Source organism: Streptomyces milbemycinicus (assembly GCF_002154605.1).
GTDB classification, from domain to species: Bacteria; Actinomycetota; Actinomycetes; order Streptomycetales; family Streptomycetaceae; genus Streptomyces; species Streptomyces milbemycinicus.
Map to the genome: position 1 here is coordinate 1 of NZ_MUNE01000872.1, position 1,490 is coordinate 1,490.

At 69.1% G+C, this 1,490-nt stretch carries 1 protein-coding gene; it reads left to right on the forward strand.

Going from position 1 to position 1,490, the window contains the following annotated elements; genetic code table 11:
• Nucleotides 1-1,490, forward strand: a 1,490-nt coding sequence (locus tag CCN51_RS48015) for an APC family permease (protein WP_245881834.1), incomplete at both ends; no start/stop codon positions are given.

The window sequence follows — 1,490 nt, forward strand, 5'->3', positions numbered from 1 at the left end:
GGGCCGGGGCGGCGAGGGCGGATTCGTCCGCCGGATCGGGCTGTTCCAGGCCACCGCCATCAACATGAGCCAGATGTGCGGCATCGGGCCGTTCGTGACCATCCCCCTCATGGTCGCGGCCTTCGGCGGGCCCCAGGCCGTCATCGGCTTTCTCGCGGGTGCGGTGCTGGCGCTGGCGGACGGGCTGATCTGGGCCGAACTCGGCGCCTCGCTGCCCGGTGCCGGGGGCAGTTACGTCTATCTGCGCCAGGCTTTCCAGTACCACAGCGGCAAGCTGATGCCCTTTCTGTTCGTCTGGACGGCGATGCTGTTCATCCCGCTGATCATGTCCACGGGCGTGGTCGGGCTTGTGCAGTACCTCGGGTATCTGTGGCACGGCATGACGCAGACGCAGGGCGATCTCGTCGGGCTCGGCGTCATCGCGCTGGTCGTGCTGCTGCTGTGGCGGGGCGTGGAGCACATCGCCAAGCTCACCGCCGTGATGTGGGGTGTGATGATCACCTCCGTGGTGCTGGTGATCGCCGCGGCGCTCAGCGACTTCGACCCGGACAAGGCGTTCACGTACCCCGCGCACGCCTTCGATCTGGGGTCCGGCGACTTCTGGACCGGCTTCGCGGCGGGGCTGACCATCGGCATCTACGACTACCTCGGCTACAACACCGCCGCGTACATGGGCGCCGAGATCAAGGACCCCGGCCGCACCCTGCCCCGCGCGACCGTCGTCTCGATCCTCGGCATCATGGGCATCTACCTGCTGCTCCAGATCGGCACCCTCGGCGTCATCGACTGGCATCAGATGCTCGACTCCGGATCGGTGGCGTCCCAATCCGTCGCGTCCGCGGTCATGGAGGAGACCTGGGGGAAGGGGGCGGCCGATGTCGTCACGGTCCTCATCCTGGTCACAGCCTTCGCGTCCGTATTCGCGGGGCTGCTCGGCGGCTCCCGCGTCCCCTACGACGCCGCCCGCGAGCGCGTCTTCTTCCGCCCGTACGGCACGCTCCACCCGCGCCACCGCTTCCCCGTACTGGGCCTGGCCACGATGGGCGTGGTCACGGCCATTGGCTTCCTGATCGGCCGCCACACCGACCTGGCCACGCTGATCCAGCTGCTCACCACCGTGATGGTCATCGTGCAGGCGCTGGCGCAGGTCCTCGCCGTGACGGTGCTGCGCCGCCGGCAACCGGCGCTGCGGCGCCCGTACCGGATGTGGCTGTATCCGCTGCCGAGCGTGGTCGCGCTGGTCGGGTGGCTGGTGATCTACGGATACGCGGACAAGAACTCGCCCGGGCGCCACCCCATCGAGTGGTCGCTGGCGTGGGTCGGGGCGGGGTGTGTGGCGTTCGTGCTCTGGTCGCGGTTCGAGAAGGTGTGGCCGTTCGGGCCGAAGGAGATCAGCGAGGAGTATCTGGGCGGGGGCGTTCGCGGCCACGGGACGGATGGGGCTGACGGGGTGGCCGCGAACGCCCCCGCCCAGATACTCCTCGCTGATC